Source organism: Azospirillum cavernae, from assembly GCF_003590795.1.
GTDB classification, from domain to species: Bacteria; Pseudomonadota; Alphaproteobacteria; order Azospirillales; family Azospirillaceae; genus Azospirillum; species Azospirillum cavernae.
The window spans coordinates 358882-383982 of record NZ_QYUL01000005.1 but is presented as its reverse complement, the minus strand read 5'-3'; the positions used below and the strand labels follow the sequence as shown (position 1 = coordinate 383982).

The 25101-nt window shown below is 64.9% G+C and carries 20 protein-coding genes; 8 read left to right on the top strand and 12 right to left on the bottom strand.

Translation table 11 applies throughout. The annotated features are described in order from the left end of the window. Positions 1-138: 138 nt before the first annotated feature. The 6 genes from paaD to D3877_RS27035 all read right to left on the bottom strand — a co-directional run bounded on the left by paaD (position 139) and on the right by D3877_RS27035 (position 6481). Positions 139-663 carry a 1,2-phenylacetyl-CoA epoxidase subunit PaaD gene (paaD, locus tag D3877_RS27060; protein WP_338014633.1) on the bottom strand — a complete coding sequence of 175 codons (525 nt, stop codon included), beginning with the start codon at positions 661-663 and terminating at the stop codon, positions 139-141. A gap of 8 nt (positions 664-671) precedes the next feature. Then, complete coding sequence (paaC, locus tag D3877_RS27055) at positions 672-1436, bottom strand: 1,2-phenylacetyl-CoA epoxidase subunit PaaC (RefSeq protein ID WP_119833894.1); 765 nt, start codon at positions 1434-1436, stop codon at positions 672-674. A 162-nt stretch (positions 1437-1598) separates the two neighbouring features. Further along, entirely contained in the window at positions 1599-1886 is a 288-nt protein-coding gene (gene paaB, locus D3877_RS27050) for a 1,2-phenylacetyl-CoA epoxidase subunit PaaB (protein ID WP_119833893.1), read from the bottom strand. A 23-nt stretch (positions 1887-1909) separates the two neighbouring features. Next, positions 1910-2911 (bottom strand): 1,2-phenylacetyl-CoA epoxidase subunit PaaA, encoded by a 1002-nt coding sequence (gene paaA, locus D3877_RS27045; protein ID WP_119833892.1) that lies wholly within the window; start codon positions 2909-2911, stop codon positions 1910-1912. Between the two features lie 331 nt (positions 2912-3242). Further along, entirely contained in the window at positions 3243-5573 is a 2331-nt protein-coding gene (locus D3877_RS27040; RefSeq protein ID WP_119833891.1) for an ATP-binding response regulator, read from the bottom strand. A 110-nt stretch (positions 5574-5683) separates the two neighbouring features. Further along, a complete protein-coding gene (locus D3877_RS27035; protein ID WP_119833890.1) occupies positions 5684-6481 on the bottom strand; it encodes an alpha/beta fold hydrolase in 798 nt (265 codons plus the stop codon). A 268-nt stretch (positions 6482-6749) separates the two neighbouring features. Between D3877_RS27035 and D3877_RS27030 the strand changes: the two genes are divergently transcribed. Both D3877_RS27030 and D3877_RS27025 read left to right on the top strand, forming a co-directional pair. Continuing rightward, a complete protein-coding gene (locus D3877_RS27030) occupies positions 6750-8738 on the top strand; it encodes a methyl-accepting chemotaxis protein (RefSeq protein ID WP_158600016.1) in 1989 nt (662 codons plus the stop codon). Between the two features lie 39 nt (positions 8739-8777). Then, positions 8778-9374 (top strand): ANTAR domain-containing response regulator, encoded by a 597-nt coding sequence (locus tag D3877_RS27025; protein WP_119833888.1) that lies wholly within the window; start codon positions 8778-8780, stop codon positions 9372-9374. A gap of 13 nt (positions 9375-9387) precedes the next feature. On the opposite strand, the gene D3877_RS27020 is transcribed toward D3877_RS27025, so the two are convergent. The 3 genes from D3877_RS27020 to D3877_RS27010 form a co-directional block, all read right to left on the bottom strand. Continuing rightward, complete coding sequence (locus D3877_RS27020) at positions 9388-10254, bottom strand: BLUF domain-containing protein (RefSeq protein ID WP_119833887.1); 867 nt, start codon at positions 10252-10254, stop codon at positions 9388-9390. Positions 10255-10518: 264 nt separating this feature from the next. Next, positions 10519-11871, bottom strand: coding sequence for a sigma-54-dependent transcriptional regulator (locus tag D3877_RS27015; RefSeq protein WP_119834063.1), 1353 nt, complete (start codon positions 11869-11871; stop codon positions 10519-10521). Positions 11872-11873: 2 nt separating this feature from the next. Next, on the bottom strand, positions 11874-13655 hold the full coding sequence (locus D3877_RS27010; protein WP_238475119.1) for a sensor histidine kinase: 1782 nt from the start codon (positions 13653-13655) through the stop codon (positions 11874-11876). Positions 13656-13899: 244 nt separating this feature from the next. On the opposite strand from D3877_RS27010, the gene D3877_RS27005 reads away from it, so the two are divergent. From D3877_RS27005 to D3877_RS26995, 3 genes are all read left to right on the top strand, one after another. Then, positions 13900-15213 carry a dicarboxylate/amino acid:cation symporter gene (locus D3877_RS27005; protein ID WP_119834061.1) on the top strand — a complete coding sequence of 438 codons (1314 nt, stop codon included), beginning with the start codon at positions 13900-13902 and terminating at the stop codon, positions 15211-15213. 184 nt (positions 15214-15397) lie between these two features. Beyond that, entirely contained in the window at positions 15398-17710 is a 2313-nt protein-coding gene (locus tag D3877_RS27000; RefSeq protein ID WP_119833886.1) for an NADP-dependent malic enzyme, read from the top strand. A gap of 334 nt (positions 17711-18044) precedes the next feature. Next, positions 18045-19166: an FAD-dependent oxidoreductase gene (locus tag D3877_RS26995; RefSeq protein ID WP_199721010.1), complete on the top strand. Its 1122-nt coding sequence runs from the start codon at positions 18045-18047 to the stop codon at positions 19164-19166. Positions 19167-19663: 497 nt separating this feature from the next. Here the strand turns inward: D3877_RS26995 and D3877_RS26990 are convergent, their stop codons facing one another. Then, entirely contained in the window at positions 19664-20530 is an 867-nt protein-coding gene (locus D3877_RS26990) for an IS3 family transposase (RefSeq protein WP_119829861.1), read from the bottom strand. Next, positions 20527-20955, bottom strand: coding sequence for a helix-turn-helix domain-containing protein (locus D3877_RS26985; protein ID WP_119828928.1), 429 nt, complete (start codon positions 20953-20955; stop codon positions 20527-20529). Before D3877_RS26985 ends, D3877_RS26990 begins: the two co-directional genes overlap by 4 nt. Before the next feature lie 212 nt (positions 20956-21167). On the opposite strand from D3877_RS26985, the gene D3877_RS26980 reads away from it, so the two are divergent. Genes D3877_RS26980 through D3877_RS26970 form a run of 3 tightly spaced genes read left to right on the top strand, consistent with a single transcriptional unit; the run spans position 21168 to position 23784 of the window. Continuing rightward, positions 21168-22037 (top strand): branched-chain amino acid ABC transporter permease, encoded by an 870-nt coding sequence (locus D3877_RS26980; protein ID WP_119833884.1) that lies wholly within the window; start codon positions 21168-21170, stop codon positions 22035-22037. Beyond that, positions 22034-23059, top strand: a complete 1026-nt coding sequence (locus D3877_RS26975) for a branched-chain amino acid ABC transporter permease (RefSeq protein WP_119833883.1) — start codon at positions 22034-22036, stop codon at positions 23057-23059. Before D3877_RS26980 ends, D3877_RS26975 begins: the two co-directional genes overlap by 4 nt. Continuing rightward, positions 23056-23784 carry an ABC transporter ATP-binding protein gene (locus D3877_RS26970; RefSeq protein ID WP_119833882.1) on the top strand — a complete coding sequence of 243 codons (729 nt, stop codon included), beginning with the start codon at positions 23056-23058 and terminating at the stop codon, positions 23782-23784. Before D3877_RS26975 ends, D3877_RS26970 begins: the two co-directional genes overlap by 4 nt. 13 nt (positions 23785-23797) lie before the next feature. On the opposite strand, the gene rodA is transcribed toward D3877_RS26970, so the two are convergent. Beyond that, positions 23798-24970, bottom strand: coding sequence for a rod shape-determining protein RodA (gene rodA / locus D3877_RS26965; RefSeq protein WP_119833881.1), 1173 nt, complete (start codon positions 24968-24970; stop codon positions 23798-23800). Between the last annotated feature and the right edge of the window lie 131 nt (positions 24971-25101).

Here is a 25101-nt window from a genome sequence, read left to right as displayed (position 1 = left end):
GGCGCGCGTCTTTCCCCCTCCCCAGCCCTCCCCCGCGATGCGGGAGAGGGAGCCTGGAACCTTGTCGGCGCAAGGCGGAGTTCCCTCTCCCGCGCTCGCGCGGGGGAGGGTTAGGGAGGGGGCAAAGGGCGCAGCCGCTCAATGGCATTTGAACACGTCGAACGGTTCGAGGCAGGCGTTGCAGCGGTGCAGGGCCTTGCAGGCGGTGGAGCCGAAGCGGCTGATTTGCGCCGTGTCGGTCGATCCGCAGAGCGGGCAGGCGATGGATTCCTCTGGCGCGGTCAGCGACCGTTTGCCCGACGCGGGCGGCGGCACGATGCCGACCTCGGCCAGCTTGGCGCGGCCCGTCTCGCTGATCCAATCGGTGGTCCAGGGCGGGGCGATGACCACGCGAACCACGGCGTCCAGACCGGCCCGCGCCAGCGCGGTTTCCACATCCAGCACGATGACGCCGGTGGCCGGGCAGCCGGAATAGGTCGGCGTCACCGTCACGGCGATCCGCCCATCCGTCTGGCGATCCACCGACCGGACGACGCCGAGATCGACGACGCTCAACACCGGAATCTCCGGGTCCATCACCTCGGCCAAGGCGTTCCAGGCGGTCAACAGCAGCGTGTCGGCCCCTGGCTCCGGTCCCCAACAGCCCGCGTCCGGCATGGCCATGCCCCCTCTCACCAGGTCGCGTCGGGATAGGCGCGCGGCAGGAACTGCATTTCGGCCAGCAGAAAGCCCAAATGCTCGCTGTGCTCGCCGCGCAGCCCGCCCTTTTGCATCCAGCCGTCGGCCGGGCGGGACAGGGTGGCCTCCGCCAGAATTTCGGCGATCCGGGCGTTCCAGGCGGCGCGCAGCTCCAGCGGATCGGGGGCGATTCCGGCGGCGGCCAGGGTCGCGGACGCCGCGTCGCTCTCGAACATTTCGCCGGTGTAGGGCCACAGCCGATCCAGCGCGTCCTGCACCTTGGCGTGGCTGACGGCGGTGCCGTCGCCCAGCCGGATCAACCAGTCAGCGCTGTGACGGACGTGATAGCGCACCTCCTTCACCGCCTTGGCGGCGATCCCGGCCAGCGTCGCGTCGGTGGACGCGGTCAGCCGGTCGTACAGCTCCACCGCCCAGGAATCGTGCAGGAACTGGCGGACGATGGTGTGGCCGAAATCGCGGTTGGGCTGTTCGACCAGCAGATGGTTGCGGTAATCGAACACGTCGCGCCGGTAGGCCAGACGGTCTTCGTCGCGGCCCTTGCCCTCGACCTCTCCGGCGTAGGCCAGCCACAGGCGGGCGTGGCCGACCAGATCCAGGGCGACGTTGGTCAGCGCGATGTCTTCTTCCAGCTCCGGCGCGTGGCCGCACCATTCCGAAAGGCGATGGCCCAGCACCAGACTGGTGTCGCCCAGCCGCAGCGCGTAACCGAACAGGGCCTGTTGGGTGTCGTTGCTCATCCGATGTCCTTCCGACCCATCGCGGGTTTGGTCTTTTGTCGGCGCCGTCTTGCCCCCTCCCTAACCCTCCCCCGCTTGCGCGGGAGAGGGAATGACGGTGGCTTATCCGAAAGGCCCCCTCTCCCGCGTGAGCGGGGGAGGGCTGGGGAGGGGGCCGACGCTTCAGATGTTCTTCACGTCGGCGGGGATCTCGTAAAAGGTCGGATGACGGTAAATCTTGTCGTCCGCCGGATCGAACAGGCTGGCCTTGTCCGACGGGTCGGAGGCGGCGATGCTGGCGGCGGGAACCGCCCAAATGCTCACCCCTTCACCCCGGCGGGTGTAGACGTCGCGGGCGTTGTCCAGCGCCATCCGGCCATCGGCGGCGTGCAGGCTGCCGACATGCTTGTGGCTCAAGCCGTTCTTCGGACGGATGAAAATCTCGAACAACGGCCAATCTTTGCGGTCCATGGCTCTACCCCCTCCCGGCTGTTTCAGCCGACTTTTTTCATCTCGCGCTGGGCGCGTTTGGCGGCGTGGGCGGTGGCGGCCTCGCGCACCCACGCGCCCTCGTCCCAGGCCTTGCGGCGGGCTTCCAGGCGTTCGCGGTTGCAGGGGCCGTTGCCCTTCAGGATCTCGTTGAACTCGGTCCAGTCGATGGCGCCGAAATCATAATGGCCGGTTTCGGCGTTCAGGCGCAGGTCGGGATCGGGGATGGTCAGGCCCAAAAACTCCGCCTGCGGCACGGTGGCGTCGACAAAGCGCTGGCGCAGATCGTCGTTGGAGAAGCGCTTGATCTTCCAGGCCATGTTCTGCGCCGAATGGGCCGACTGGTCGTCGGACGGGCCGAACATCATCAGCGACGGCCACCACCAGCGGTTCAGCGAGTCCTGCGCCATCCGCTTTTGCTCCGCCGTGCCGTTGGCCAACGCCAGCATCAGCTCATAGCCCTGGCGCTGGTGGAAGCTCTCCTCCCGGCACACCCGCACCATGGCGCGGGCGTAGGGACCGTAGGAGCAGCGGCAGAGCGGCACCTGATTCATGATCGCCGCGCCGTCCACCAGCCAGCCAATGGCCCCGATGTCGGCCCAGGTCAGGGTCGGGTAATTGAAGATGCTGGAATATTTGGCCTTGCCCGCCAAAAGCTGTTCGACCAGCTCGTCGCGCGACACGCCCAGCGTTTCCGCCGCGCTGTAGAGGTAAAGCCCGTGCCCGCCCTCATCCTGCACCTTGGCCAGCAGGGCCACCTTGCGGCGCAGGCTGGGCGCGCGGGTGATCCAATTGCCTTCCGGCAGCATGCCGACGATTTCGGAATGGGCGTGCTGGGCGATCTGGCGGACCAGGGTGCGGCGGTAGCCGTCGGGCATCCAGTCGCGCGGCTCGATCTTGTCTTCGGCGTCGATGCGTTCCTGAAACCGGATATCGTCCTGCGTCACCAGACGGGGTGACGGCTGAGCGCCCTGCTCGGTCTTGCTGTCCAAACCCTGCGTGTACATCGGCGTCCCCGCGATTGCTTGCGCGTCCAGCAAACTGTCTATGAGGGGAAAATATGATACAAAACTCAGACTGTAAAGTGGATTGATGTGTCATTTTGTCGCCCTGCGCCGCAGCGTTGGAATTCCGGCTTTTCCAACGGCGTTTCCTTGGAAAGAATGGCGGTTTTGCGCGCGAGAATCCCTGAAGATGATGTGGGAATTCCGCTGACGCGACACAAAATTCATTCATTTTTATCGAATGATGCGCCGCAAAAAACGCAAACGCGCGGATCCGGGAACCGCCTGCGACGGCCGCCCGATCATCCGATGGACGCTATCGGGTATCGCCTCGTCAGGACCGCGCGGCGATGGGCAGGGTGGGAAGCGCCTCACTCAACAGAGCGGCGATCTCCTTGGCGGCTATCGGCTTGTGCAAAATCCGGTGGCCGCTGGCCTTGGCGTCCGTGATGCGCTCCGGCGCGGTGTCGCCGGTCAGCACGACGCACAGGGGCAGGCGCGGGTTTTTCAGAACCGTTCGGATCGTCCGCTCCACCGCGCCGATGGCGTCCAACCCGCTTTCCCCGGCCGCCAGCCGCAAATCGGCGATCACCAGATCGGGCGACCGCCGGGCGATGGTCAGCGCCCGCACCGCCGCCGACGCGCCGTCGCAGGCCAGAACCCGCCACCCGCATTGCTCGATCAGCAGCGTCAGCCCTTCGCGGACCAACGGATCGTCGTCGATCACCAGGGCCAGACCGACGGTCCTATCGACCCCAGTCAATCCGCCCGATCCCGGCAACGGCAAAACGGCGACCCGATCCAGCGTCGGCCCGTCGATCCGCACGGTGAAGCAGGAGCCTTTTCCGGGCGTCGAGGCGACCTCCACCCGGTATTTCAGCAGGCGGGCCAGACGGTCAACGATGGCCAGCCCCAGGCCCAGCCCCTTGCCGCGATCCCGCGCCGGGTTGGCGATCTGGTAGAATTCATGGAAGATCCGCTCCAGATGCTCCGCCGGAATGCCGATGCCGGTGTCGAGAACCTGGACGCGCACCCCCTCGGCGCTGCGGCGGCAGCCCAGGACGATCCGCCCCTGGTCGGTGTAGCGCAGGGCGTTTTCCACCAGATTGCGGATGATCCGCTCCAACAGGGCCGGGTCGGCGGACAGGGTGACGCTGGTCGGCGCGGCGCGGAAGCGGATGCCCTTTTCCGCCGCGCGCAGCCGGTATTCATCCTCCAACCGTTGAAAAATCGCCCCCAGCGACACGGTTTGCACGCTGGGCGACACCACGCCCGCGTCCAGCTTCGACATGTCGAGAATGGCGTCGAGCAGGCGGCAGAGCGCGTTGATCGACGCCTCGATCTTGCCGACCAGGGAGGAGGCCGGATGGTCGCCCAGCCGCACCGCCAGCGCGGCGGTCAACAGCACCAGCGATTGCACGGGCTGGCGCAAATCATGGCTGGCGGCGGCCAGAAAATGGGTTTTCGCCGCGTTGGCGCGTTCGGCGACCATCAGGGCCATGATCGCTTCCTGGCGCGCGCGTTCGGCCTCCGTCTTGGCGTCTTCCGCCTCCGCCCGCGCCTGTCCGGCCCGCTCGGCGAAGGTGCGCTGGATGGTGATCTCCTCCGCCGCGCGCAGGTCGCGTTCGCGCTGGATGGCGGCGATGTGGTCGAGCATGGCGTTGAAGGTGGTCGCCAGACCGGCGACCTCATCATCGCCGCGCACGCGGGCGCGCTGGCCGATGAAGCCATGGCTGACGATGGTTCCGGCCAACCGCTCCAACTCGCGCAGGGAGCGGGTCATGTGGCTGCCCACCGCCCGGCTGCCGAAATAAATCCCGACCAGAGAGGCCAGCGCGACCAGCCCATAGGCGGGCAGAACCCAGGACAGGAAGGCGGCGGTCGGCACGGACGACGCCTCCAGCCGCAGGACCAGCCCCAGCGGGGCCAGCCGGTCGGACACCCGCAAGGGCGTCTCCACCGCCATCCGCCCGGCGGGAACCGGCGGCACGGCGGCCCCGGCCTGGATCAGCGTGGCTTCGGGATGGAGAACCAGCGCGCTCAAGGGGGCTTTGTAGAGCAGCGCGCCACTGGGCGGAGCGCCACCCAGCGGCGCGCCGCCCTCCGCCGCCGGAAGGTCGGCGGCGAGCAGGAACAGCCGGGCGCCGTCCTTCACCACCGCCACGGCCGACTGCCGGGCGGCGACGGCGCGCTCCAGCCACGCCAGATCGGCGGGGGTCATCCGCAAATCCGCCCGCTGCCCATTGTCGGCCAGCGGCTTTCCCTCGGCGTTGGTGAAGACCAGGACCACCGGCACGCTGGCGATCTGGCCGACGCTGCGCAGGAAGGGCAGTAGGGGGGTGTCCTTGCCGCCGGGTTCGGCCAGCGCGCGCGCCAGTTCGCGGTTGTCCGCCAGATCCCGCATGGTGTTGACCAGCGTGGTCAGCAGCCCTTCGGTTTGCCGGGCGACCAGCGCGGCGTTGGCCTGAACGTTGCCATAATGCTGCCGGGCCAGATGGCGGCTGGACACCAGATACAGGCTGGCCCCGATCAGCACGGCCAGCACCACCCCCAGCATCAGCGACACGAAGGCGAAGCGGCGGGCCAGACGCCCACGGGTGAACAGGCGGGTGAACAGGCGCTGAACGGCGCGTAGGGGCGACAAAAGGTGGGGCTTCGGGGTCATGCGGCCAGGGGCGAAAATCCGTATCGCCATCCCCGATGGCGGCGCCGGGGACCGGCAACGCACACTATGGAAGGATCAAAAGCCCTTGGTCAATCAGCCCTTAGGCCAGTTCATCCCGCCAAACCGGCGACCTTGCGCAGGAAATCAACCATCGCCTGCAAGACCACGTCGCCCTGGTCACGGTGCGGGGTGTGCCCGCAGGAGTCGAGCACGAGAAGCGACACCGGCCCGCCGCTTTGCGCCGCGATGGCGTCATATTGCGCGGCGGTGGCGTATTCGTCGTCCACCCCCTGGATCACCAGAAACGGCGCGCGGATGGCGGGCAGGCGGTCTTCGATGTTCCAGAGCCGGAACTCCTCGGTCAACCAAGTGTCGTTCCACCCCCAAAAGGCGCCGTCCACATTGTCGCCATGCAACCGCTTCAACCGCTCGCGCAAGCCGTCCTCATAGACCGCGCGCGCCGCCTGGATGCCCGCGATGGTCACATCCTCGACAAAGACGTGGGGCGCCTCGGCGATGGCGGCGCGGACGCGCGGCGCGGCTGGGCCGGAGGCGGCGAGCAGGGCGATGGACGCCCCGTCGCTGTGGCCGACCAGCACGACGTCGGTCAAGCCCAACTGGTCGAGCAGCCGGGGCAGCACCCCGTCCGCCTCCTCATGCAAATAGCCGGTGGAGCGGGGCAGAACCACCGGCGAGGAGCGGCCATAACCGCGCCGGGAATAAATCAGCGCGCCGCAGCCGGTCGCCGCCGCCAGACGGTCGGGAAAATCCTTCCAGATGGCGACGCAGCCCAGCCCCTCATGCAGGAAGACCAGAGTCGGCAAACCCGCGCGCGCCGCCCGAACGCGGCGGTATTCCAGGGCAACCCCGTCGATGTCGAGAAAGCCGCTCAGCGTTTCCAGAATCATGCCGTGCGCCCCATCATCCGTTCAGCCCCCATCATCGGCACTCTAGCATCGCCGCCACGGCCCCGATCAAGCCGTCCTTGCGCAAGCCAGCTCCGCCTTGCTCAGCGTTGCGGCAGCAAGCCTAAAGAATCATCACACGCTGTCAGTTTTAGGTCTTTTTGCCAATGCCAGCCGGACCGGCCCGGTTTTTGCGTCGCAACACGCGATCAGCATACGTCCAAAGGGCCTAGCTCTTTTGATGGAAGACCGACCGCAAAGGATGACCCGCATGAAACACCCCATCCTGCACAGCGATCTGCACGCCGCCGCGCGCTTCGTTCTGGCGGCGAAGTTCCGGACCTTGCGCGATTTGGAGCAGCTTTCTGCGGTCTGCGCCGTCGTGTCCGCCATCGCCGCCCTGGTCCATGAACTGCAAAAGGAACGCGGCGTCTGGAACATCCATCTGGGCAGCGGCGGACGCCAATTTTCTGAGCAAATCGCCCCGCAGACGGCGCTTTGCCAAAAATACGAGCAGGAGCTGCGCGCCCGTTTCAATGACCTGGACCGCATGGTCCATGGCGCGGCGCTGTTCGGCGACATCCGCCGCGCCCTTGCCGATCTTGACGCGCTGCCCGATCTGCGGGAGCGGGCGGGGCGGTTGGCCTTGGCCCCCAAAGACAGCTTCGCCTTTTTCTGCGGCTTGATCGGCGCGCTGCTGAGCGCCGTGTCGACGGCGACCGACGTGACGTCCGACCCGGTCGTGTCGCGCGCCTTGATCGCCGCCTTCAACCTCATGCAGGGCAAGGAACAAGCCGGGCAGGAGCGGGCGACGGGCGCCGCTGGCTTTTCCGCCGGACGGTTCGACGCCGGGCTGCATCGGCGCTTCGCCGCCCTCATCACCGGGCAAAACCGCTCCTTCGCCATCGTCGCCGACAATGTCGCTCCCGAACAGGCCGAAGCCCTGCGCGCCGCCCTGTCGGATCAAGCCGAGTTTGAGCGGATGCGCCGCGTCGCCCGCGACGGCGGCCTGAGCGGCGCGCTTGAGGACATTGAGGGACCAGCCTGGTTCGCCGCCGCCACCCGACGGATCGACGCGATCAAACGGGTGGAAGACCGCCTGATCGCCGATTTGCGCGACGCCTGCGCCACCGCGCTGGCCAAGGCCCGCCAAGATTTCTCGGCGCCGCTCGCCAACGCCACGCCATGGCTGCGCCTGATCGGCTGGTGGACCCGCCGCCGCCTGACCGCGCAGGCCCGTTGGTCCGAAAGTCTTGCCCAGGCCATGCGGGCGACCGCACTGCCATCAACCGCCCTGCCGTCAAACGCTCCCGACTGGGCGCGCGACGCCCAACGCCTGTTCCGCGACGGCTTGGGCAACACCGCCAGCCTCGCCGCCCAGCAGCAGCAAGAACGCAACCGCAGCGAGGAGCGTCAGCAAATTCTGGAGGACGCCGTGCATGATTTCGGCAATTCCAGCGACTCCGTGCTGTCCACCATGGCCGACATGGCCGGACGGATGCGCGACAACGCCCAACGCATGGCGGAGGTGGCCGGGCAGAACAGCGAACGCTCGCTCAGCATGGCGTCGGCGTCGCGCCAGTCGCTCGACGGCGTGCGCACCGTCGCCAAGGCGGCGGAGGAGTTGAGCGCGGCCATCCACGACATCAACCGCCAAACCGAAGAAACCCTGCGCATCACCGCCACCGCCGTGTCGGAGGTCGAACGGACCAACGGCACGGTTGGCGGCCTGCACGACGTCGCCAACCAGATCGGCAAGGTGGTCGGCTTGATCCACGAGATCGCCGGGCAAACCAACCTGCTGGCGCTGAACGCCACCATCGAAGCCGCCCGCGCCGGAGAGGCCGGAAAGGGCTTCGCCGTGGTCGCCGGGGAGGTCAAGAGTCTGGCGACCCAGACGGCGCGGGCGACCGACGACATCGCCCGGCAGGTTCAGGCGATTCAGAACGCCGCGCTGGCGACCGTGGACACCATCGCCTCGATCCGCGACACCGTCGCCAGCATGGACGGCGTCATCACCCGCGTCGCCGCCGCTTTGGCCCAGCAAGAGGCCGCGACCGACCGGATCGCCGCCACCATTCAGGACGTCGCCGACGGCGCGCAAACCATGTCCGGCGCCGTGGAGGGCGTCGCCGGGGCCGCCGACGACACCGGGGCCATGGCCGGGCATGTGCTGAACGCCGCCCGCGATCTGGACGGGTTGACGCGAACCCTGCGCGGCGATCTGACGGGCTTCATCGAAACGGTTCGGGTCGCCTGAGTCCTAAGGCCTGCGCCGTGCTGAAAAAACGGAACAAGTGTGGATGGGGAGGCGGCGACGGTGCGGATTCTGGTGGTCGATGACAACAGCGAGCGGGCCGCTTTGGTGGAAAACAGCCTGCGCGAAACCGGCGTGGTCATCGCCGCCGTGATCGGCGTTGACGCCGATTTGCGCGCCGCCATCCAGACCCATTGCCCGGACCTTCTCATCGTCGATCTGGCCGCGCCCGACCCCGCCTGTCTGGACGAGCTGATGGCGATCAACCAGGAGACCCCGCGCCCGGTCGCCCTGCTGATCGGCGTGGAGGATCGCCCACTGATGACGCGCGCCATCCGCGCGGGCGTCAGCCCCTACGCCGTGGATGGGTTGAGCGCCACGCTCATCCGCTCCATCGTTGACAACGTGGTTGGCCATTTCGACCGCCACCGCGCGGTGAGCGAGGCTCTGGAGAAATCCCGCGCCACGTTGAACGACCGCAAATTGATCGAACGGGCCAAGGGGCTGCTGATGGCCCACCGCGATTTGAGCGAGGATGACGCGTACAAAACCCTGCGCAAAATGGCGATGGACCAGAACAAGCGGCTGGCGGACGTCGCCGAAGCCGTGCTGAATCTGGCCGATCTGCTGAAACGGTGATGGCGCGCGTCGGTCAGGTCTTCCGATAACGTCCGATGACCTCGGTGAGGAACTCCATGATTTGCGGCGGCTCCATGCGGTCGGGGGCGAAGTGGTCACAGCCGCAGTGGCGGCGATACAGATCCACCATGGGTGGTTCGCGTCCCATGTAGAGCATGGCCCAGCTCTCAAGAAGACGCTGGTCAATCCTGTCCTTGATCGCCGTCTTGACGTTGCGGTGGCGGGTGTCGGCTTGAATCTTGCCGTACAGCGTGTCCACCACCCGATGCGGACCTTCCAGAATTTCCAGAAAATGGGTGGTGTCGAAACACAGCATGCTGTTGATGCCCCGCGCCGGGTTTTTGGACTGGGACGCGGCCATGATGGATTTGATGTGCTCTTTCGTGACGCCGGGCGCGACCTCGCTGCGAAAGACCACGCGCAGCAACCCATTGCCATGGACTGGGTTGCTCGCCCTTTCGCGAAGAAGCGCTTCAAGCCGTTGCTGCAACAGGGTGGGGTTGATCGGCTTGGTCAGGAAGGCCGTGGCCCCGGCGTCCCGCGCGCGTTTGACGATCTCCGGCGCGGTGTGGGCGGTCAGAACGGCGACGGGAATTTCGGTGTCGAGCGGCGCGTTCGGCGTCATCCCTTCGGGCAGGCGGCCTGACCGGAGCAGCGTGAGGAAGGCCAACCCGCCCATCGGCTCCATCTCAAGATCACAGAGGATCACACTGACCGGCGAGATGTTCAGAATGTTGAAGGCGTTCCAAGCCGACGCGGCCTCATACACCGTGCCGACGCCGATTTTCCGCAGAATCGTGGCGATCAAGCGGCTGGTGAACTCATTGTCTTCAACCACCAGAACGGACGCCGATTTCAGCAAGGATTCACGGCTGGACATGCCTTTTCCCCTGAACAACCATTCCGAAAGAAGCGAAGAGAATGCGTTTGCGCAGAGTCTCTTTTTAAAAACATTGCCCCTCGCAGAAACTGATCTTTAGGAAGCCCAGAAAACACATATTTTTAAAGGGATCTATGACCTCCAGCCAATCAGGGAAAACACCAACAAAATGCGTTAATTCAATACACTCTCATCAAATAATTTCTGCCCGACTCACACGCCCGCAGGATTCACAAAGGCGAAACAAGAAAATGCCCCGACCCATCAGTCGATGAAATCATCCCGACTCAAACCATACTTCTTCAGCTTGTCGTAAAAAGTTTTGCGCGGAATGGTCAGTGCCTCGATGGCGGCCTTCACGCTGCCCTTCTGGCGGGCCAGCTCGCTTTGGATCAGCCCCTTTTCGAACAGATCCACCTGCTCGGCCAGCGACAGGGCCGAGGAGCGGGCGGGCGGGGCAGGCTCCGCCGTCGCTTCGTCCAGGCCCAACACGAAACGGTCGGCGGCGTTGCGCAGTTCGCGGACGTTGCCGGGCCAATCCTGGCTGACCAGCCGTTGCGTCTGGGCGGGCGACAGGGCGCGCGGTTCGCGGTTGTAGCGGTTGGCGGCCTGAAGCACGAAATGCTGGAACAGCACCGGGATGTCGTCGCGCCGTTCGCGCAGGGGGGGGATGGCGACGACGACGACGTTCAGGCGGTAATAGAGATCCTCGCGGAACTTCCCGGCGGCGGCGGCCTGCTTCAAATCAACCTTGGTCGCGGCGACCACGCGCAGATCGACCGGAATCAGCTCGTTCGATCCCAGCGGCTCGACCACCCGCTCCTGAATGACCCGCAGCAGCTTGACCTGAAGCGACAGCGGCATGCTTTCGATTTCGTCCAGGAACAGGGTGCCGCCGCTGGAATGTTCGATCCGCCCGATCCGCCGTTTGCTCGCCCCGGTGAAGGCCCCGGCCTCATGCCCGAACAATTCGCTTTCAAAAATGGCTTCGGGCATCGCCCCGCAATTCAGCGCGACAAAGGGGCGTTTGCGGCGGACGCTGGCGGCGTGGAGCGAACGGGCGACCATTTCCTTGCCCGTGCCGGTTTCACCCAACACCAGAACGTCGGCGTCGGTGTCGGCCACCGCCGCGATGGTGGCGCGCAGCCGCTCGACCCCCGGCGTGCGCCCAACGATGCTGTGGGTCGCCTCCCCCCCGCCGGACAGGGCGGCGCGCAAGCGGCGGTTTTCCAAAACCAGACGGCGCTTTTCCACCGCCCGCCGCGCGGTTTCCGTCAGCCGATCCGACGGGAAGGGCTTTTCCAGAAAATCATAGGCGCCCTTGCGCATCGCCTCCACCGCCATCGGCACGTCGCCATGGCCAGTGATGAGGATGACCGGCAATTCCGGGTCGATGGCCTGAACCCGCGCCATCAGCGTCAAACCATCCATCTGCGGCATCCGCAGATCGGTGACGAGGCAGCCCGGCCAATCGCGCCCGATGTGGCGCAAGGCGCGCTCCGCCCCATCACACGCGGTGACGGAGAAATCGGCCAGTTCCAGCGCTTGCTGCCCGGCCAGCCGAACCGCCCGTTCGTCATCGACAAACAGAACGCAGCCGCTTCCAGCGTCGGGCATGGTCATGACGGATTGTCCATTGTTTTGAGACGCAGGGTGAAAACGGCCCCGCCATCCGCGTGGTTGGCGGCGGTCAGGCTGCCGCCCAAATCCTCGACGATGCCGTGGCTGATCGACAGGCCAAGCCCCAGCCCGTCGCCGGCCTCTTTGGTGGTGAAGAAGGGGACGAACAAACGGGGCAAATCCGCCTCGGCGATGCCGACGCCGCTGTCGGCGACGCTCAACAGCAACCCATCCTCCAGCGCGCGCGCCGTGATCCGCAGATGGCGGCGGGGGGAGTCGCGCATGGCGTCGGCGGCGTTGCCGATCAGATTCACCAGCACTTGCTGAAGGCGGACATCCTCGCCCACCACCCACACCGGCGCGTCGGGAAGATCCAGATCGACCGTCACGTCCTCGCGCCGCAACCGCGCCTCGAACAGCGCCAGCGCTTGGGCGACCGCGCCCTGGACCGACACCGGCCCCAGCGTGCCCGACGCCCGCCGGGCGAAGCCCTTCAACTGACGGGTGATCGCCGCCATGCGGTCGGTCAGGTCGGCGATTTCAGCCAAATTGGCCCGCACCGACTCCGTCCGCCCACGCTCCAGCAGCACCACCGCGTTGTCGGCGAAGCTGCGCATGGCGGCCAGCGGTTGGTTGATCTCGTGGGCGATGCCCGCCGACATCTGGCCCAGCGCCGCCAGCTTGGCCGCCTGGGTCAATTCATTCTCCGTCGCCCGCAATTCGGCGGTCGCTTCGGCAACCCGGCGCTCCAACTCCACCCGCGCCGCCTCTTGAAGCGTCAAGCGTTCGGTCAGCGCGGCGCGGCGCAGAGCCTGCGCGTAAACCGCCACCGCCGCTAACGCGCTCAACGCGGCGGCCAGCAGCCCGGCGACCTGCCCACGGGTCGTCACCGGCTCCAGGCTGGTCAGGCTGTGCAGAGTCCAATCGCCGCCGGGCATGGCGGCGGAGGCCAGAAGATAGCGGCGCTCGCTCCCCGCCTCAGACAAGGCGATGCGGTCCGACGCGCCGCCGAAGGCCCAGGGCAGCACGTCCAACCCCTCGCTGCTGCCGCTGGGTGTGATCGGCAGGCTGATCGGCAATTGGCGGGGCAGGGCGTGGTAACGCCAATCGGGGACGTTGGTGATGAACACCATGCCCTCGCGGTCCGTCACCAGCAGCTTTTCCTGCCCCGGCGCCCAGGCCCGTTCCAGCCGCTCGAAACCGACCTTCAGCACCACCACGCCCACTGTGCGGTTTTCCGCCACCACCCGACGCGCGGTGTAATAGCCGGGGATGAAAGACGTGGTGCCAAGGGCGAAATGGTGGCCCTCCCCCCGCTCTATCGCCAAACGGAAATAGGGCCGATAGGCGAAATTCTGCCCGACGAAGCTGCTGGCGCCGTTCCAATTGCTGGCGGTCAGCGTCAAGCCGGACCCGTCCATGATGTACAGCGCCGACGCGCCCAACGCCTCGGCGATGCCCTCCAGCTTGGCGTTCATCCGCGCGACGCGGGCGGGAGTCGGGTCGGCCAGCAGGGCCGTCACCTCGGCGTCCTGCGCCAAAGCCAGGGGAACGGCGGCGTGACGCTCCAGCTCCGCCCGCAAATTGGCGTCGTAGAGGGCCAATTGCGCCTGGACCCGCTCCCGCAAATCGGCCTCGGCCAGCCCCGCCGACCAGCTTGCCGCCAAGGCGGCGGCCAGCGGAACGCCCAGCAGCAGCAACGCCAGCAACAGCCGCCGGGGCTGCGCCAACGCGCCCGCGATCAGGCCGCTGACCGAATATGTCCCAATTCGGTCAAACATTGGACCGAACGCCGTCAAAGCGCATGCTGCACCGCAACAATCCATCCCAAGAGCCGCGAATGTGCGGATTTTCGCACATCGCGATGGGGCTTGTCGTGTGGATTTTCGCCCAAGCCTTTTCTTCAAATCCTTGATGTTGCTGGATTCAGCAATTGGCCCAGCGCTTGCTTTCATAGGCAACCAAGTCCGGTGCAGCCCGCCAGAGAGCGGACGCCCCACCAAGGAACGCCACGAGGAGATGACCATGAGCGCAGACGCGACCGCCGCCCACGGGCCGGTGAAGAAGCCCTTCTACACCAACCTGACCTTTCAGGTTCTGACCGCGATCACCTTCGGCATCCTGCTGGGCCATTTCTACCCGTCCATCGCGGTGGAGATGAAGCCGCTGGGCGATCTGTTCATCAAGATGGTCAAGATGGTGATCGGCCCCATCGTGTTCCTGACCGTCGTCACCGGCATCTCCTCCATCGGCAATCTGAAGAAGGTCGGCAAGGTCGGCGGCAAGGCCCTGCTGTATTTCGAGGTCGTGACCACCTTCGCGCTCGGCATCGGCCTTCTGGTTGTCAACCTCGTCCGTCCGGGCGGCGGGATGAACATCGTGCCCGGCCAGTTGAAGGCCGATTCCGTGCAGAAATACGCCAGCACGGCGAAAGAGCACGGCTTCATGGACTTCATCGTCGGCATCGTTCCCGACAACATCGTCGGCGCCTTCGTCCAGGGCGACATGCTGCAAATCCTGTTCTTCGCCGTGGTCTTCGGTGTGGCGCTGGCCGCCATGGGCCAGAAGGGCAAGCTGGTCGAGGACATCTTCGACAAGGTCGGTCATGCCCTGTTCGGCGTCATCGGCATCCTGATGCGCGTCGCCCCGGTCGGCGCCTTTGGCGCCATGTCCTTCACCATCGGCAAATACGGCGTCTCCTCGCTGACCTCGCTCGGCCAGTTGATGGCGTCGGTCTACATCACCATGGCGATCTTCATCTTCGTCGTGCTGGGCGGCATCGCCAAGATGTACGGCTTCAGCATCTGGAGCTTCGTCCGCTACATCCGCCAGGAACTGCTGATCGTTCTGGGCACCTCCTCGTCGGAATCCGTCCTGCCGCGCATGATGGAGAAGATGCAGAAGTTCGGCTGCTCCAAGCATGTGGTTGGTCTGGTCATCCCGACGGGCTATTCCTTCAACCTCGACGGCACGTCCATCTATCTGTCGATGGCCGCCATCTTCATCGCCCAGGCCTTCAACGTCGATCTGACGATCTGGCAACAGCTCTACATCCTCGTCATCCTGATGCTGACCTCCAAGGGCGCGGCGGCGGTGACGGGCGGCGGTTTTGTGACGCTGGCCGCCACCCTGTCGGCCACCGGCGTGCTGCCGATCGAGGGGCTGGCCCTGCTGCTGGGCGTCGACCGCTTCATGTCGGAGGCCCGCGCCCTGACCAACCTGATCGGCAACGGCGTCGCCACCGTCGTCATCGCCAAGATGGAAGGCGAGTTCGACGAGAGCAAGGCGGTCGCCGAGTATCAGCATCACTTCAAGGAACCGGCGCTCGCCCGGATCTGAAAATTCCAAAGATGACCCGCGCTGACGCCGTCAGGGTCATGTAAAGTGGCAGGGACGGTTCGGCAGGGTTCGAATCGTCCCTTTCTCTTTTGAACGGGACGTTCTCCTGCGCTATAACCGGCGAACAGGATAACGCAGCCTCAAGAAATTAACCGAAATCACGTTAATCGGAGGAAGAGACCCCATGTCCGGCGATTTTGACGCAATGGCGCTTGAGTATCACCGCAACCCCCGCCCCGGAAAGCTGGCGGTGGTCGCGACCAAGCCCATGGCCAACCAGCGCGATCTTGCGCTTGCCTATTCGCCGGGCGTGGCGGTCGCCAGCATGGCCATCGCCAAGGATCCGGCCCAGGCCGCCGAACTGACGGCGCGCGCCAATCTGGTCGCCGTCGTCACCAACGGCACCGCCGTTCTGGGGTTGGGCAACATCGGCCCGCTGGCCGCCAAGCCGGTGATGGAGGGCAAAGCCGTCCTCTTCAAGAAATTCGCCGGCATCGATTGCTTCGACCTGGAACTGAACGAGTTGGACGTTGACGGGCTGGTCGACACCATCGTTCGGCTGGAGCCGACCTTCGGCGCGATCAATCTGGAAGACATCGCCGCCCCGGCCTGCTTCGAGGTCGAACGCCGCTGCCGCGAGCGGATGAAGATCCCGGTGTTCCACGACGACCAACACGGCACCGCCATCGTCGTCGGCGCCGCCGTGCTGAACGGTCTGGCGCTGGTCGGCAAGGACATCGGGTCGGTCAAGGTGGTCTCCACCGGCGGCGGGGCGGCGGGCATCGCCTGCCTGGATCTGATGGTCAGCCTGGGCGTCAAGCGCGAGAATGTCTGGCTGGTGGACCGCGTCGGTCTGGTCCACAAGGGCCGGAACGAGGAGATGAACGAGTATAAGGACGCCTACGCGCAAGACACCGACGCGCGCGTCCTGTCCGACGTCATCGACGGGGCCGACATCTTCCTCGGCCTGTCCGGCCCGAACGTGCTGAAGCCGGAATTGTTGGGCCGCATGGCCGACAAGCCGCTGATTCTGGCGCTGGCCAACCCGACCCCGGAAATCATGCCCGATCTGGCGCGCGAGGCCCGCGCCGACGCGATCATCGCCACCGGGCGGTCGGATTTCCCCAACCAGGTCAACAACGTCCTCTGCTTCCCCTTCATCTTCCGGGGCGCGCTCGACGTCGGCGCGACGACGGTGAACGAGGAAATGAAGATCGCCGCGACCCACGCGGTCGCCAGCCTCGCCCGCGCCGAACCGTCGGACGTGGTGGCGGCGGCCTATGTCGGCGAGACGCTGCGCTTTGGCCCGGAATACATCCTGCCCAAGCCCTTCGACCCGCGCCTGATCGTGGAAGTGTCGTCGGCGGTCGCCAAGGCGGCGATGGAATCCGGCGTCGCCACCCGCCCGATCGCCGATTTCCGCGCCTACCGCGAGCAGTTGAACCAGTACGTCATCCGCTCCGGCCTGTTCATGAAGCCGGTCATCACCAAGGCCAAGAGCGCGCCCAAGCGCGTCGTCTACGCCGAGGGCGAGGATCCGCGCGTCGTGCGCTGCGCCCAGGTGGTGGTCGATGACGGCATCGCCCAGCCGATCCTGATCGGCCGCCGCGAGGTGGTGGAGCGCATCATCGGCGAAATGGGCCTGCGCCTGAAAATCGGTCGCGACGTCGAGGTGATCGAGATCATCCGCGACCTGCGCTATCACAGCTACGCCGAAGCCTACCGCAAGCTGATGGGCCGTCGCGGCGTCGCCCCCGCCCACGCCGCCAACGTCGTGCGCACCCAGCCGACCGTCTTCGGCGCGCTGATGGTCCGCCGGGGCGAGGCCGACGCCATGGTCTGCGGCACCTCGGGCCGCTTCAACGAGCATTTCGGCCACATCGCCGGGCTGATCGGGCTGCGCAAGGGCGTGAAGGTCGCCGCGACGATGAACGCGCTGATTTCGCAGAAGGGCGTTCACTTCATCACCGACACCTACGTCAACGCCGACCCGACCGCCGAGGAGGTCGCCGAAATCGCCCGTCTGGCGGCGGACGAGGTTCGTCGTTTCGGCATCGAGCCGAAGGTCGCGCTGCTCTCCCACTCCAACTTCGGCAGCGCCGACACGCCGTCGGCCCGCAAGATGCGCAAGGCGTTCGAGCTGGCGTCGGACGCCATGCCCGATTTGCAGATCGACGGCGAAATGCACGCCGACGCCGCCCTGGCCGAAGCGATCCGCAAGGAGGTTCTGCCCGACAGCCGTCTGAAGGGCGAAGCCAACCTGCTGGTCATGCCGACGCTGGACGCCGCCAACATCGCCTTCAACATGATGAAAATCCTGGGCGAGGCGCAGAATGTCGGCCCGATCCTGCTGGGCGTCGAACGCCCGGTCCACATCGTCACCCCGTCGGTGACGACGCGCGGTCTGGTCAACATGACCGCCGTGGCCGTGGTGGACGCCCAACTCTCCACCCCGGTCAACGCGGCTCCCCGCCCGCCGGTCGCCGAAGAGGCGTAAAAGACGGGAAGGGCTGTCCCCTCAAAAAGCTCTCTCCCCTCGGGGAGAGGGTTGGGTGAGGGGACATGCGCGCTGGGACTTCGTCAGCGATATCAGCAATGGAACAGAAAGTCCGATTGGGGCAGTGTATCGCCGTGACAGCCGTACGGCTCCCAGATAGGCTCCGGCATGGGAAACGGGTGTAAGCCGCAAAATGTGCACATGAGAAATCCAGCCGTTGGCTGGATAGGGATATTTAAGATCGGTTTACTTGCCAAAAAACACCATATGCACAATAACTGAGTGAGATTTTAAGGGCGAACCCGCTGGGTCCTTCAAATGAGGATTGCGTTTCGTGACACATTTTCCTCTGATAAGCGTTCAAAAGTCATATGCATCTGCGACTAATTTTCTCGTTGTTGGTGCTGGTGCAAGCGGTCTCGTCTTCGCGCTCACATGCGCAGCAAGTGGCATCAAAGTGCGTATCATTGAGAAGAGATCTCAGAGGGCATTGATTGGAAAGGCTACTGGGGTAGCGCAAGGAGTATGGCAAAAGCTTGAGCGTTTTAACATCAATGAATCGGTCATTGATGGCGCGATACCGATGCGTAATTTTGTTTTCTTCGACGACGAAAATTTGGTGGCAAATATTTCTGTTCCAGCCATCAATAAAAAACAACCAGCCAGCATGTACCCCCAAGGAAAACTAGAGCAACATTTAGAGAAATCGCTTCGAGATTATGGCGTTGTCGTCGAGTATGGCACAACCCTTACCGATATCGTTCAATACGATAATTGTGTATGCGCTTCATTGACCAAGAACGAAGGCTCTGAGGTGGAAAAATGCGAAGCCCAATGGCTAATAGGCGCTGATGGTGCGCACAGTGATGTGAGGCGTATATTAAAAATTCCTTTTGTAGGTCGCGATTACCCTGAAGAATGGTCAGTTGCAGAAATTACGACATCACAATGGCCATCACAGGTGCAAGCTCAACTTTTTCTAAATCATAACGGTGTTGGGCTTTTCTTGTCGGAACCCTCTCATGGTGTCATTCAGGGTATTTTCAATGCTCCAGACGTAGCTGGAAAATTACAGGAAAAATTCCCGGATGCGAAATTGCTGTATAAACGCGATTTCAGAGTATCGCTTAGACGCGTACTAAGCCCTCGTATCGGAAAAATTTGGCTAATCGGAGATGCGGCGCATGTCCAATCTCCAGTTGGGGGGCAGGGACTCAACTTGGCTATTTGGGATGGTATTGAGCTTGCTGACGCGCTTTTAAAAAATGATTTCTCTGTTGAGAGGCGCTTAGCTTCACGTGCTGCCAAGGTGTTGTTCTTCACAGATTTTGATTATCGTTTACTGGCAACGCGCATGCGCATTTTACGGGCATTGCGCAATTCTTACTGGCGCTGCGCATCAAGATATCCAAGTGTCGCCAAATGGTTTTTTAAAATAATCTCCGGGATTTGGTAGTTAAAATTTGACTTTAACATAATGTCTTCCGTCCGTATTTCAAATTATTGAAAGACTTTTTTGAACCGACAACGGCACTGCGTCTCGGACAGTAGAATATCCGTGTTGGACAAGAACCGGACATGGGATACTCATAACCTGCCTCATAAGCCTGCATGTCGGCGAGCCGCCTGAGGGCGAGTTGAATGATTGTGAAAATCGGAAACAACATTTTATAGGTATCCGAAAGTTCCCCAACCCGCCCAGCGGCGGGGCCGCCCGCGAGGACTTGGGAATGGTGGTATTCGCCGGTAACGTGTTGGGTTGCACCGTCCCATGGCCCAATCCACGCACTCGTGATAGGATTTCTTGCCTGATAGTCGCGAGGTCGCCATGCCGTCCCCCCACCAGCCCGCCCGTCCTCTCGCTCGCGTCTCGGACAGGGGCGCCGATGGAACAGGTGAACAGGGGTGGACCGCCCCCCATCTTTGAGACGTCGATAAAATGTTCCGGCATGGTCATGCCACCAGGGCCGGGCGGCCGCCCGGCCCTGGTGGCGGCGATTTTTCCTCGAACTCGACCGGCGGGCTGTAAGCGAGGGCCGAGTGGAGACGTTGTCGATTGTACGCCTCGTCGATGAAACGGTCGATGCAAGCGCGCGCTTGGGCGATGTCGGCGTAGCTGCGGCCATCGACTTCTTCGGTCTTGAGCGTCTTCATGAAGCTTTCAGCCATGGCGTTGTCGTAAGGGCAGCCCACGCGGCTCATGCTTGGCTGGACGCCGTGGGCCTCCAGACGCTCGATGTAGGCCCGGCAGGCGTACTGGACGCCACGATCGGAGTGGTGAACCATCGGTCCCGTTCCCCGCGCGGCCAAGGCGCCGTCCAGCGCCTCCAGCGCCAGTTCCGCGCGCAGATGGTCGGCCAACGCCCAACCGATCACCCGGCGGGACCAAGCGTCCAGCACCACCGCCAGATAGGCGAACTCCCCGCCCAGCCGGACATAGGTGATGTCGGCCACCCACAGCTGGTTCGGCCCGCTCAACGCCAGGCGGCGCGCCAGGTTGGGCCAAACCGGAAAGTCATGACGGCTGTCCGTCGTCGTCGGCGCGAACGCCGCCCGCCGCAGGCTCAGCAGATTGTCCTCCCGCATCAGCCTCAGCACCCGCTTGTGGTTCGCCAGCCGCCCCTCACGGCGCAGCAGCGCCGTGATCCGCCGATAACCGTAATGCCGATGCGCCAACGCCAAGCGCTGGATCGCGTCGCGCAGGTCCGTCTCCTCCGCCCTCGGAGCGCGCTCCCGCCAATGCCGGTAGAAACCGGCCCGGCTCACCTGGGCCAAGCCGCACATCCGCTCCACCGAAAGCCTGCCTTGCCGCTGCGTCATCGCCTGGATGGCGGCGTAGACGCCCTCTCGCCAGCCGCGTTCATCGACCGGCGCGACTCCTCGACCCGCTGCAAGGCTTCGCTGAAAAAATCCAATTCCAGTTGTTGACGCGCGACCGTCCGCTCAAGCGCCGACACCCAGGCGCGCGCCTCCGGCCCAAGCTGAGCCAAAGCAGCTTCCGACGGCGCGCCGGGAGCAGGAACCTCCGGCGCCGTTCCCTCAACCGCCCCTGACCGCCGATAGCCACGCTGACGACCGGGAGCGCGCTCCAACCCAGCCTCCCCATCGCGAGCAAAAGACGCCCGCCAGCGGTAAATTTGCGAACGGAACACACCACTTTCTCGTTCGAGGTCCGTCACCCGCTCGCCAGCCTCAAGCCGACGAACCAGAGAAACCTTGAACTCAACACTTCGCTTCTCTCCCATCCGTCCTCTCCCAAAGAGAGCCGGAACACTTTAGCAGAGTCTCAAAATTGGGGGGCATTCCAGGGGGCGGTCCAAGGGGCCGGAAACCTGTTGCACCGTGTTTCATAGGTTCCATTCGCGCGGCCCCCACGCCGCCGCCGCGATCTTCTCTTGCTTGGCGCCGACAGGGCTGGTACGCCGCAACGGCTTCATCGACGTCCGCGCGGTTCCGCATGCCCATCGACTATTACCTCAACATCGCCGCCTCGGGTCTGCTGACCGGCCTTCTCTATGGGTTGGCGGCGCTGGGGCTTTCGGTGATCTTCGGCGTGGTCCGCGTCGTCAATTTCGCCCATGGTGAAATGATGGTGGCGGGCATGTATGGCGCGGTGCTGCTGGCGGGCTACGCCGGGTTGGACCCGCTGCTGTCGGCCCCCATCGTCGCCGCCGTTCTGTTCGTTTGCGGTTGGCTCCTGCAACGCGGCGTGGTCAACCGCTTCGTCGAGCGGCCCGAACACATGCAGTTCATCCTGCTGTTGGGCGTCGCCACCATTCTGGTCAACGCCATGCTGATGCTGTTCGGGCCGGATTCCCGCAACGTCGCCGTGCCCTATGGCTTTGACACGCTGGAGCTTGGCCCGCTGCTGCTGGACGAGGTGCGGGTGCGCGCCGGGGCGGCGGCGATTGTGATCGCGGCGGGGCTGTTCGCCTTTTTCCGCTTCACCCGCACCGGCAAGGCCATCCGCGCCTGCGCCGACAGCCCGTTGGGCGCGCGCGTCGTCGGTTTGAACATCGACGGGCTGTACGCGCTGACCTTCGGCATCGGCGCGGCGGTGGTCGGGGCGGCGGGGGCGTTGATGACCTTGCTGGTGGACGCCCGCCCGCAACTGGCCCCGGAATACACGCTGCTGAGCTTCATCATCGTCATCGTCGGCGGACTGGGCAGCCTGCCCGGCGCGCTGTTGGGCGGGGTGCTGATCGGATTGTCGGAAACGCTGGCGGGCTTCCTGCTGACGCCGTCGCTGAAATCCCTGTTCAGCTACGCGGTGCTGATTTTGGTGTTGCTGCTGCGCCCGCAAGGGCTGCTGGGGAAACGGTCATGACGATCCTGGGATTGCGCAACACCTGGGGCGTGACCGGGCGCGGGGCGGCGCTGCTGGCGCTCAGCGGGCTGGCGCTGCTGCTGGCCCCGCTGGTCGCCGACCGCTATCTGGTGTCGGTGCTGACCACGGTGCTGTGGTTCGCCTATGTCGGGCAGGCGTGGAACGTGATGATGGGCTTTTCCGGCCTGCTGTCGCTTGGCCACGCGCTCTATGTCGGGTTGGGGGCCTACGCCAGCGCCGCGCTGTTCATCCATTTCGGCATCGGCCCCTGGGCGGGCGCGCTTCTCGCCATGCTGGTCGCCGTCGCGGCGGGCTGCGGCATCGGCTTTCTCGGATTCCGCTTCGGCGTCAAGGGCGTGCATTTCGCCCTGCTGACCATCGCCTTCGCCGAGGTGGCGCGGGTCGGTTTCGACCACCTCCAATGGCTGGGCGGATCGGGCGGCTTCTTTCTGCCGGTCGAGGCCGGGGTGAGCGACCCGCTGAATCTGCGCGGCTCGCCAACCCTGTTCTATTACGTCATCCTCGCCCTGGTTCTGGCGGCGTTGGCGATCTCGCGCCTGCTGCTGCACAGCCGCCTGGGCTATCAATGGCTGGCGGTGCGCGAGGACGCGGAGGCGGCGGAGGCCGTCGGCGTCGATCTGTTCCACGCCCGCATGACCGCCGTCGCCGCGTCCTCGGCTTTGACCGCGCTGGGCGGGGTGTTCCAGGCCTTCTATTTCAACAATCTGTTCCCCGAACAGGTGTTTTCGATGGGCCGCTCCATCGAAATCATCCTGCCCGCCATCGTCGGCGGCATCGGCACCTTGATCGGCCCGATCCTCGGCGCCTTCATCCTGACGCCGCTGGGCGAGGGGCTGACCTTCCTTCTGGAGGTGAGCGGGTTGGAGTTGCCGGGGCTGAAGCAACTGTTCTACGGCGTCGCGCTGGTGGTCATCGTCGTGTTCCGCCCGGACGGCGTCTGGCCCTGGCTGGCCAGCCGTTTGGGGCTGGTCCGCGCGAGCGGGGAGGGGGACGAGCGATGAGCGACGCGCTGCTGACCGTCGACAATCTGTCCAAGCGTTTTCGCGGCCTGAAGGCGGTGTCGAACGTCACCTTCACCGTGCCGGAAGGGCGCATTCTGGCCCTGATCGGCCCGAACGGCGCGGGCAAGACCACCAGCTTCAACCTGATCGCCGGGGTGTTCCCGCCCGACGAAGGGACCGTCACCCTGAAGGGCCAACGCTTGACCGGGCTGAAGCCCAACCGGGTTTGCGCCGCCGGGATTGGTCGGACCTTTCAGATCGTCAAACCCTTCGGTCACTTGACGGTCGAGGAGAATGTGGTGGTCGGCGCGCTGGCCCGCGAACGCTCGGTCGAGACGGCCCGGCGGCAGGCCCGCGCCCTGTTGGAGCGGTTGGAGCTGGCCGATCAGGCCCAGCGCCCGGCCCGCAGCCTGACCTTGCCCGACCGCAAGCGGCTGGAGGTGGCGCGCGCGCTCGCCACCCGTCCGACCCTGCTGTTGCTGGACGAGGTGCTGGCGGGGCTGCGACCGACCGAGGTGGACCGCATGGTCGAGGTTCTGCGCGACCTGAACCGGCGCGAAGGTCTGACCATCCTGATGATCGAGCATGTGATGCGCGCCGTGATGGCGCTGTCCGACCGGGTGGTGGTGCTCGACCATGGCGAAAAGATCGCCGACGGCTCCCCGGCGGACATCGTCGCCGACCCCCGCGTCATCGAATCCTACCTCGGCGCCGAAGAGGCGTGAGCGGGCGGCGGCGTTACAAATCGGTGACGCCGCTCTTCGGGATCCGCACCTCGCGGTGGACCGACATGCTCAACAGCAGGCCGACGCCGATCATCAGCGTCATCATCGCCGACCCGCCATAGGACACCAGCGGCAGGGGAATGCCGACGACCGGAATCAGCCCCATCACCATCGACACGTTGACGATGACGTACAGGAAGAACTGCGTCGTCATGCCAACCGCCACCAGCCGGGCGAATTGGCTGCGGCAGCTCAACGCGATCACCCAGCCGTAAATCAACAGGATGAGATACAGCGCCAGCAGCGCCACCGCCCCGGCCATGCCGAACTCTTCCGCCAACACGACGAAGATGAAGTCGGTGTGTTTTTCCGGCAGGAACATCAGTTGGCTTTGCGAGCCGGACATGAATCCCTTGCCGAACAGCCCGCCCGATCCCAGCGCGATTTTCGATTGCAGGATGTTGTACCCGGCCCCCAGCGGATCGGTTTCGGGATCGAGGAAGGTGTAGATCCGCTGTTTCTGGTAATCATGCAGGAACTCCCAGGCCACCGGAATCGCGCCCAGGCCGCCGCCGATGACCAGCAGGAATTTCCAGATGCGCACACCGGCGGCGAAGAACATCGCGCCGCTGCCCATGATGAGCAGCAGGGACGTGCCCAAATTGGGCTGCATCAGCACGAAGGCCACCGGCGTGAACACCAGCAAAAGCGGCGGAATCAACAGCAAAGGCCGCCCGATCTGGTCCAGCGTGATGCCGTGAAAATACCGCGCCAGCGCCAGGGTCAGCGCCGGTTTCATCAATTCCGACGGCTGAAGCTGGAAAAAACCCAGATCGATCCAGCGCTGCGCCCCCATGCCGATGCGGCCCATCAGTTCCACCGCGATCAACAGACACAGCACCAGAAAGAAGATGATGTAGGCCGACTTCATCAGGTGGCGGACGTCGATCAGGGCGATGGTCAGCATCAGCACGAAGCCAGGAATGGCGCGCACCAATTGCGGCTGCGCCCACGGCTTCCAATGCCCACCGGCGGCGGAAAACAACAGGGCGACGCCGACCGCCGTGATGATGGCGACCAGCAGCACCAGCCCCCAATTGATAAGCCGGACTTTGGTTCCGAGGGTGAGTTGGGAGCGTTGAGGCTCCAACCCGCCGGACCCGAGAGGGGAAAGGACCGCGACCATCTGCTCTGTTCGTCAAAAAACCCGGCGACGCCGTCCGGGCAGGCGCGGCGGATAATGCGGCAAGCCGCTGCGGGCGTAAAGCCGGGCTGTGCGCCGTCCCGCGTTTCTCACAGGGTCACGGGATCCGATGG

Excerpts from the sequence above, each read along its gene's own strand:
- rodA (WP_119833881.1), bottom strand. The coding sequence starts at position 24,970 with ATGGTCGCGGTCCTTTCCCCTCTCGGGTCCGGCGGGTTGGAGCCTCAA.
- D3877_RS26990 (WP_119829861.1), bottom strand. The coding sequence starts at position 20,530 with ATGACGCAGCGGCAAGGCAGGCTTTCGGTGGAGCGGATGTGCGGCTTG.
- D3877_RS27010 (WP_238475119.1), bottom strand. The coding sequence starts at position 13,655 with ATGTTTGACCGAATTGGGACATATTCGGTCAGCGGCCTGATCGCGGGC.
- D3877_RS26985 (WP_119828928.1), bottom strand. The coding sequence starts at position 20,955 with ATGGGAGAGAAGCGAAGTGTTGAGTTCAAGGTTTCTCTGGTTCGTCGG.
- D3877_RS27015 (WP_119834063.1), bottom strand. The coding sequence starts at position 11,871 with ATGCCCGACGCTGGAAGCGGCTGCGTTCTGTTTGTCGATGACGAACGG.
- D3877_RS27005 (WP_119834061.1), top strand. The coding sequence starts at position 13,900 with ATGAGCGCAGACGCGACCGCCGCCCACGGGCCGGTGAAGAAGCCCTTC.
- paaD (WP_338014633.1), bottom strand. The coding sequence starts at position 663 with ATGGCCATGCCGGACGCGGGCTGTTGGGGACCGGAGCCAGGGGCCGAC.
- D3877_RS26975 (WP_119833883.1), top strand. The coding sequence starts at position 22,034 with ATGACGATCCTGGGATTGCGCAACACCTGGGGCGTGACCGGGCGCGGG.
- paaC (WP_119833894.1), bottom strand. The coding sequence starts at position 1,436 with ATGAGCAACGACACCCAACAGGCCCTGTTCGGTTACGCGCTGCGGCTG.
- D3877_RS27030 (WP_158600016.1), top strand. The coding sequence starts at position 6,750 with ATGAAACACCCCATCCTGCACAGCGATCTGCACGCCGCCGCGCGCTTC.
- D3877_RS26970 (WP_119833882.1), top strand. The coding sequence starts at position 23,056 with ATGAGCGACGCGCTGCTGACCGTCGACAATCTGTCCAAGCGTTTTCGC.
- D3877_RS27000 (WP_119833886.1), top strand. The coding sequence starts at position 15,398 with ATGTCCGGCGATTTTGACGCAATGGCGCTTGAGTATCACCGCAACCCC.
- paaA (WP_119833892.1), bottom strand. The coding sequence starts at position 2,911 with ATGTACACGCAGGGTTTGGACAGCAAGACCGAGCAGGGCGCTCAGCCG.
- D3877_RS27040 (WP_119833891.1), bottom strand. The coding sequence starts at position 5,573 with ATGACCCCGAAGCCCCACCTTTTGTCGCCCCTACGCGCCGTTCAGCGC.
- D3877_RS27035 (WP_119833890.1), bottom strand. The coding sequence starts at position 6,481 with ATGATTCTGGAAACGCTGAGCGGCTTTCTCGACATCGACGGGGTTGCC.
- paaB (WP_119833893.1), bottom strand. The coding sequence starts at position 1,886 with ATGGACCGCAAAGATTGGCCGTTGTTCGAGATTTTCATCCGTCCGAAG.
- D3877_RS27020 (WP_119833887.1), bottom strand. The coding sequence starts at position 10,254 with ATGTCCAGCCGTGAATCCTTGCTGAAATCGGCGTCCGTTCTGGTGGTT.
- D3877_RS26980 (WP_119833884.1), top strand. The coding sequence starts at position 21,168 with ATGCCCATCGACTATTACCTCAACATCGCCGCCTCGGGTCTGCTGACC.